Annotated in this window: 10 protein-coding genes; 3 read left to right on the plus strand and 7 right to left on the minus strand. The window is 75.8% G+C overall.

The features are described 5' to 3' along the window. A partial coding sequence (locus ABD308_RS07535; RefSeq protein ID WP_344329593.1) for a response regulator occupies positions 1–532 on the plus strand: 532 nt, incomplete at its 5' end. 25 nt (positions 533–557) lie between these two features. On the opposite strand, the gene ABD308_RS07540 is transcribed toward ABD308_RS07535, so the two are convergent. From ABD308_RS07540 to ABD308_RS07550, 3 genes are all read right to left on the minus strand, one after another. Further along, the gene (locus ABD308_RS07540; protein WP_344329594.1) at positions 558–1,088 is read right to left on the minus strand and encodes a GNAT family N-acetyltransferase; all 531 of its coding nucleotides are present in this window, start codon (positions 1,086–1,088) and stop codon (positions 558–560) included. 41 nt (positions 1,089–1,129) lie between these two features. Next, positions 1,130–1,486, minus strand: coding sequence for a S26 family signal peptidase (locus tag ABD308_RS07545; RefSeq protein ID WP_344329595.1), 357 nt, complete (start codon positions 1,484–1,486; stop codon positions 1,130–1,132). Between the two features lie 99 nt (positions 1,487–1,585). Continuing rightward, a complete protein-coding gene (locus ABD308_RS07550; RefSeq protein ID WP_344329597.1) occupies positions 1,586–2,377 on the minus strand; it encodes an NRDE family protein in 792 nt (263 codons plus the stop codon). Positions 2,378–2,562: 185 nt separating this feature from the next. Here ABD308_RS07550 and ABD308_RS07555 point away from each other — a divergent pair, with 185 nt between their 5' ends. Continuing rightward, a complete protein-coding gene (locus ABD308_RS07555) occupies positions 2,563–3,045 on the plus strand; it encodes a carboxymuconolactone decarboxylase family protein (RefSeq protein WP_344329598.1) in 483 nt (160 codons plus the stop codon). Positions 3,046–3,057: 12 nt separating this feature from the next. After that, a complete protein-coding gene (locus ABD308_RS07560; protein ID WP_344329599.1) occupies positions 3,058–3,873 on the plus strand; it encodes an isocitrate lyase/PEP mutase family protein in 816 nt (271 codons plus the stop codon). Here ABD308_RS07560 and ABD308_RS07565 read toward each other — a convergent pair. From ABD308_RS07565 to ABD308_RS07580, 4 genes are all read right to left on the minus strand, one after another. Beyond that, complete coding sequence (locus tag ABD308_RS07565; protein WP_344329600.1) at positions 3,863–4,123, minus strand: hypothetical protein; 261 nt, start codon at positions 4,121–4,123, stop codon at positions 3,863–3,865. The genes ABD308_RS07560 and ABD308_RS07565 overlap by 11 nt on opposite strands. A 5-nt stretch (positions 4,124–4,128) precedes the next feature. Next, entirely contained in the window at positions 4,129–4,395 is a 267-nt protein-coding gene (locus ABD308_RS07570) for a hypothetical protein (protein ID WP_344329602.1), read from the minus strand. 30 nt (positions 4,396–4,425) lie between these two features. Then, positions 4,426–5,544 (minus strand): cytochrome P450 family protein, encoded by a 1,119-nt coding sequence (locus tag ABD308_RS07575; protein ID WP_344329603.1) that lies wholly within the window; start codon positions 5,542–5,544, stop codon positions 4,426–4,428. Next, the coding region (locus tag ABD308_RS07580) for a cytochrome P450 (protein WP_344329605.1) at positions 5,508–7,051 on the minus strand (1,544 nt) is incomplete at its 5' end. The genes ABD308_RS07575 and ABD308_RS07580, both read right to left, overlap by 37 nt.

The raw sequence follows: 7,051 nt of genomic DNA on the forward strand, positions 1-7,051 counted from the left end.
GGGCGGCGACGGCCGGGCGGCCGTCGAACTCGTCGCGAGCCTGCGGCCCGACGTGGCGCTGCTGGACCTGCGGATGCCGGTGCTCGACGGGGCGAGCGCCACCGTCGAGATCGCCGCCGCCCGGTCGGCCACCCGCGTGCTGATCCTGACCACTTACGACACCGACGAGGACATCGAGCGCGCGGTCGAGGCCGGGGCCATCGGCTACCTGCTCAAGGACACCACGCGCGAACGGCTCGTCGACGCCATCCACTCCGCGGCCAGGGGCGAGACCGTGCTGGCCCCCCGGGTCGCCGAACGCCTGGTCGCCCGCCTGCGCCGCCCCGCCCCCGTGGCGTTGACCGCCCGCGAGACGGAGGTGCTGACCGCCGTCGCCGACGGCCTGTCCAACGTGGAGATCGGACGCCGCCTGGTCATCACGGAGGCCACCGTGAAGACCCACCTGCTGCGGATCTTCGCCAAACTCGACGTCAACGACCGCACCCACGCCGTCGTCACCGCCCTCGACCGAGGCCTCCTGGAGCGCCGTTAGGGCCGCTCCCCACCTCGGCCGGCGCTCAGGCCTTCCACTCCTCGGCGAGCAGCCCGAGCAGCACCTGGTCCAGGAACCCGCCCATCACCCAGGCCGAGGAGCGCAGCACGCCCTCGCGGACGAAGCCGTTGCGCTCGGCGGCGCGCAGCATCGCGGTGTTGTCGGCCAGCGTCTCGATCTGCAGCCGCTGCAGGCCGCGCACCACGAAGCCGTAGTGGCACAGCACCGCGACCACATCGGTCCCGTAGCCCTTGCCCCGGGTGGACGGCAGCAGCCCCAGCCCGATGTGCGCGGTCCGGTTGTGGGTGTCGATGCCCCACAGCGTCGCCGTGCCGACCAGCGTGCCGCCCGCCGACTCCACCACGGAGAACGAGACGTGGGCCGGGTTCGTGTCGTCCCCCACGAGCCGGGGGTCCTTGCTGCCGGGGGAGAGCGGCCGCCACGGCCGGCCCTCCGCCCGCGCGGAGTTGACCACGTCGTCGTAGAGCTCGGCCAGCAGGACGGGGACGTCCTCGTCGTGCCGGGCCCGCAGCCCGACCTTTTCGCCTCGAAGCATGAACGACTTCCTATCTGACGGTTCGTCCGTCGGCAAACGAATTAGCCCGGTCCCGCCCCCGCCGTCTTGTGCGCGGCGCCGGCCCGGGGGGATCCGTCGACCGTGAGGCAGATGCCGAAGACGCGGTCATGGCCGGTCCAGCCGTTCACCCGGCCCCGGTTGTTGCTGATCCGCACCCGCCTTCTGGCCGGGTCGACGGCCGACACCAGGTGCAGGTAGACGGTTCCGGATACCCGGGCCAGGACGATGTCCCCGACTTCGAGCTTCGACGGGTCCACCGGGGCGACGACCACCGACTGCCGGCTGCGGATCAGCGGGACCATCGAGGAGCCGCCCGGCCGGAACTCCACGGTGGCTCCGCCCGCCACCCGGGCCGCCACGGCATCCAGTACGCCCATCCGGCGATGGTGGCAGACCGGGCCCGGTCCGCCCACCGGTTTTCGCCGCGCCGGGAGGCGGCTTCCCCGGGTGACCGGGTACCGGGTACCGGCTGTCGGCTACAGCTCCACCCGCCGCCAGCCCTCGCGGCCGGCCGGCTCCACGGGGACCGCGGCGAAGTCGTAGCGGACCCCGTCGGCGCCGAGGGCCAGCAGCGAGACCGAGGACGAGCCCCAGATCCGCCCGTCCCCGAACTCGCGCCGCTGGATCAGGGCGGCGGGGTCGTCGAGCGCGAGGCCGTCGCCGGCGACGATCGGCAGCCAGCCGCCCCAGGCCTCCTCGGCCGTCGCGGCGCCGGGGCGCGGGCGCGGCCGGGGCACGGCGGCGAAGCGGGCCCGGAAGTGGGCGGCGCGGGCGGCCATCAGGGTGCGGATGCGCGCGGACGCGGTGCGGTTCTCGGCCAGCCCTTCCGGCCCGTCGTTGAGGACGACGCTCAGGCCGGTCGGCAGCTCCAGCCCGGTGAGCCGGCTGCCGGTCCCGCCCCAGCTCAGCACGCGTGCGCCGGCCGGCCGGACGAGCACCAGGTGGAACGGGTCGTACCGGTCGAGGTCCAGTTCGTCGATCCGGCCGCCCCGGACGGCGAGCAGCGGCAGCTCACCGCGTGAGAGCCGGGCCTCCTCGGGCGCCAGGGTGCCGAAACCGTTCAGCAGGCAGGCCGCCACCGGCCCCGGAGCGTCCGCGCCGCCCGGCTCCACCGCGAGCCAGGTGCCGCCCGCGACCAGGTCCAGCCCGCCGACGGCCGACGGCTGCGCGGGCCAGTGCCGGCCGGGCGGCGCCCACCGCCGCCCCGCGTACTCGTCCCGCACCGACAGCAGCAGCACCGGCACCGCCGCCGCCGGCTCGATGCTCACGAACGCCGTACACACGTCCCGTCCCCCTGACCTCGGCCGACACCACCCTCCCCGCGATCCTCGCACGCCCGTTCGTCAACCGGGAGCGGCCGGCGTTCCCCCGCCGGGGCGGCCCCCGGTGGCCCATGATTTCGGCGCGTGAACGGACCGGGACAGTGGGCCGCCGGGTTCCTAGGCTGACGGTCATGACCATCACGAACGACAGCACCGGCGGCGCCGTGCCCGCGCCGGCCCAGCGGATCTCGTTGCCCGACCTGGCGCCCGAGTACTACAAGGCGATGTACGCCGTGGAGCGCGCCGCGCGGCAGGGGGTGGACCCGGTCCTCGCGGAACTGGTCAAGGTGCACGCCTCGATGATCAACGGCTGCTCGTTCTGCATCGACATGCACTCCACCGACGCCGTCAAGAACGGAGAGCGGCACCACCGCCTGCTCTCCCTCCCCGCCTGGCGCGAGACCCCGTGGTTCACCGCCAGGGAGCGCGCCGCGCTCGCGCTGGCCGAGTCGATCACGCTGCTGACCGAGGGCCATGTGCCGGACGCCGTCTACGACGAGGCCGCCGCCCACTTCGAGCAGGCCGAACTGGCGCAGCTGATCGCACTGACCGTCACCATCAACGCCTGGAACCGGATCGGCGTGACCTGCCGGCTCAGCCCGGCCGCGAAGTAGGTGGGGACGTCGATGACGGAGCAACGGGACAAGGCCCGCCGCCTGCGGGAACTCCACCGCCCCGGTCAGCCGCTGGTGCTCGCCAACGTCTGGGACGCGGTGGGCGCCCGGCTGGTCGCGGCCGCCGGGGCACGGGCCGTGGCCACCGCGAGCGCGAGCGTCAGCTGGACGCTCGGCGGTGCCGACGGCGACGCCGCCGACCGGGACGAGGTGCTGGCGCAGACGGCGCTGGTGGTCCGCGCGGCCGGGCCGCTGCCGGTCACCGCGGACCTGGAGAGCGGGTTCGCCGACACCGCCGCCGGGGTCGGCGAGACCGTCGCCGCGCTGCTCGCCACCGGCGCGGTGGGCGTCAACCTGGAGGACGGCGCCCGGCCCGCCGGCGAGGCGGCCGAGCGGATCGCGGCGACCCGGGCGGCGGCGGACGCGGCCGGCGTGCCGCTGTTCGTCAACGGCCGCACCGATGTCTTCCTGCGGCGGATCGGCGAGCCCGGGGGCCGGCTGGACGAGGCGGTGGCCCGGCTGCGGGCGTACGTCGAGGCGGGCGCGGACGGCGTCTTCGTGCCGGGGGTGGCCGACCCGGCGGTGATCGCCGCGCTGGTCGAGGCCGTGCCGGCGCCGCTGAACGTGCTGGCCGGGCCGGGCGCGCCGAGCGTGCCGGAGCTGGCGGCGCTGGGCGTGGCCCGGGTGAGCCTGGGGCCGGGCCTGGCGGCGGCGGCGTGCGCGGCGGTGCGCCGCGCCGCCGAGGAGGTGTACGCGGAGGGAACGTACACCGCGCTCGACGGCGGGCTGGACTACCGGGAGTTGCAGGGGCTGTTCGTCACCGGGTGAGCGAGCCGACCGTGCCCACGGTGTGGTCGAGCACGCTGCCGCCGGCGCACCGGCTGGGCCCGGCGGCGTGGCTGCCGAGGGCCGGGACGACCGCCACCTCCTGGAGGCAGGTCACTGCGGCGCTGAAGTCCCGGTCGGCCAGGGAGCCGGATCCGGGCGCGGGCGTGGAGGCCGTCGCGGAGGCGAACGCGGGCGCCGGCGCGGCGGCCAGCGCCAGCGCGGCCAGCACGAGCGCGGCGGGCCGCCGCACGCCGGTCACAGCCCGTGCCCGATCTGGCCGCTGAGGCCGGGGTGGGTCAGCTGGTTGGTGCCGATCGCCTCGATCTCGGTGGCGGCCTTGCCGACCAGCGGCAGGTTCCGCGCCTCGTGGATGACGAGGTCGGCGGGGGAGAGGTTGAGCCCGTCGGACAGGCCGCCGAGCGCGTCCTGCGAGGTCGCGGTGGAGGTGGTGGCGGACGCGACGGGCACGGCGGCGGCGAGACCGGCCAGGGTGAGGGCGGCCAGGGTGGCGAGTTTCTTCATGAACCCCCCAACGACCCGGGCCGCCCTCGGTCACCGCGCCGTTCGGACGGTCACCCGGAGCGTCCGCACGCTGTTGCTGACGAACGACCCGATCGGCTCCGGCGCCGGCCCGTCCGCGAGCGCCAGCGCGGGGTGGCGCTCGAACAGCAGCCGCAGCGCGGTCTCCGCCTCCAGCCGGGCGAGCCCGGAGCCGAGGCAGAAGTGCGGGCCGTGCCCGAAGGACAGGTGGCGGTTCGGCTGCCGGGTGACGTCGAAGCGGTCGGCGTCCGGGACGTGGGCGCCGTCGCGCCCGGCGGCCGCGTACGAGGCGAGCAGCGCCTCGCCCCGCCGGATCACCGCCCCGCCGACCGGGATGTCCTCGACCGCGTAGCGGAGCGGGAACTGGCCGACCGGCGAGTCGTAGCGCAGCGTCTCCTCGACGGCCGCCGACCACGGCACCGCGCCGTCCAGCACCAGCCGCAGCTGATCGGGGTGGGCGAGCAGGGCGCGGACGGCGTTGGTGATGAGGTTGAGCGTCGTCTCGTGGCCGGCCACCAGCATCAGCAGCAGGGTGCCGACCAGCTCGCTCTCGCTGAGCCGGTCGTCGTCCTCGCGGGCGGCGATCAGGTCGGTGGTGAGGTCGTCGCCGGGCTCGGCCCGCTTGGCGGCGACCACCGAGGCGAGCAGCGCGAACAGCGCCCGCTGCGCGGCGACGGCGGCCTCGGGCGTCGCGGAGCTGGAGACCAGGGTGTCGGAGAGCTCGTGCAGCTCGTCCTGCTGCTTGGGCGGCAGGCCGAGCAGCTCGCCGATCACCTGCATCGGCAGCGGGTAGGCGTAGTGCTCGCGCAGGTCGAACGGGCCCTGGAGCCCGGCCATCCGGTCGAGCAGCGCGGTGGCCCGGGCCTCGATGGCGGGCTGCAGGGCGGCGGTCCGGCGCGGGGTGAACGCCTGGGTGACCAGGCCGCGCAGCCGCCGGTGGTCCTCGCCGTCGGCGGTGATCATGCCGGGGACGGTGACGAAGGTGGTCAGCGGCCAGCCCTCGGGCAGCCGGCCCTCCCGGAACGTCGTCCACAGCTGAGGGTTCTTGCCGACGCGCGGGTCGGCGAGCAGTTCCTGGAGCGTGTCGTGGTGGGTTACCGCCCAGACCACCACCCCGCCAGGGAGTTCCACCAGGACCGCCGGGCCGGCTTCGCGGAGTCGGGCGTTCTCCCCGTGCTGGTCGCGTCCGAGGACGTCGAGCCGGACGGGCCGGGGCCGGCCGTCGCCGTCCCCGGGTCCGAGGGGTCCGCCGGGTCCGGGACGGGGGTCGTGTCCTGCTCTTCCGGTATCTGCGGCGGTGTCCATGCGTCGGGCCTTTCGGGGGCTGGCTGACGGGGCGGGGTGAAGGCGCTGTAGAGCACCGGAAGGCTGACCAGGGCGCGCGACCAGGGCGACGGGCGCCAGGCCAGCTCGTGCGCCGGCACGGCCAGTTGGAGGTCGGGCAGCCGGTGCAGCAGGGTCTCGACGGCGGTCTCGACGATGATCCGGGCCGGGTGCTGGGCCGGGCAGACGTGCTTGCCCGCGCCCCAGGCCAGGTGCGCCCGGTTGCCGCCGAGCCCGGCGTGCCCGAGCGCGCCGGGCCCCTGGGCGGCCGGATCGGCGTTGGCCGCGGCCAGGCCGAGCACCAGCATGTCGCCCCGGCTGATGTGCCGGCCGCCGAGGACGGTGTCACCGGTGGCCCAGCGGCCGGGGAAGTTCTGCGTCGGCGGGTCGCGCCACAGCACCTCCTCCAGCGCGTCGGCCACGGTCAGCCGGCCGCCGGTGAGCGTGGCCCGGAAGCGGCGGTCGGTGAGCAGCAGCCGCAGCGTGTTGCCGGTCCAGCAGATGGTGGTCTCGTTCCCGGCGACCATCATCACCACCAGGTGGTGCACCGCCTCCTCGTCGGTCAGCGCGGCCGGGTGGGCCAGCAGCCAGGAGGTCAGGTCGGCGCTGGGCGTGGCCCGGCGGCGTCGCACCAGGTCCACCAGGACCGCCTGGAACTCCTGGTTGGCGCGCACCGATTCGGCGCCGCTGTCGGCGATGTGGCTGATCAGCCGGATGAGGTGCGGGCCGGCGTCGGGGGGCAGGCCGAGCAGCTGGGTGAAGACCAGCAGCGGCAGCCGGCGCGCGTACTGGGCGACCAGGTCGGCGGTGCCGTCCGGGCCCCAGCTGTCGATCAGCGCGTTGGCGGAGCTCTCGGTGGTCCCGCGCAGCTGCCGGTGGTCGATCTGGGCGAGCGTGTCGGCGACGGCGGCGCGCAGCCGCTGGTGCTCGGCGCCGTCCAGGTTGAGCAGGGTGGGACGCCAGGCGGTCATCGGCTGGAGCCGCGAGTCCGGGGCGAGCCGGCCCTCGGCGGGCACCCGCCAGCGGCGCGAGTCCTTGGAGAACAGCGCCTCGTTGCGGGTGAGTTCCAGCAGCTCGGGGTAGCCGAGGACGAGCCAGGCCTCGACGCCGGGCTCCAGCTCGATCGGCGCCACCGGGCCGTACTGGGCGCGCAGCCGGGCGTACAGGCCGTGCGGGTCCTCGGCGACGGCGGCGCCGTACAGCGGGGTGAGCGGCACCCCGACGGGCAGCCCGCCGGGCGGCGTCCCGCGCTGGGTCGCGGCGTCGGCCGGGGCGCCGGGGTGCGCCGGGCAGCCCGGCGGCGGGACGGCGGTGC

The sequence above is a fragment of the Kitasatospora putterlickiae genome (assembly GCF_039527695.1).
In the GTDB taxonomy this organism is placed as follows: domain Bacteria; phylum Actinomycetota; class Actinomycetes; order Streptomycetales; family Streptomycetaceae; genus Kitasatospora; species Kitasatospora putterlickiae.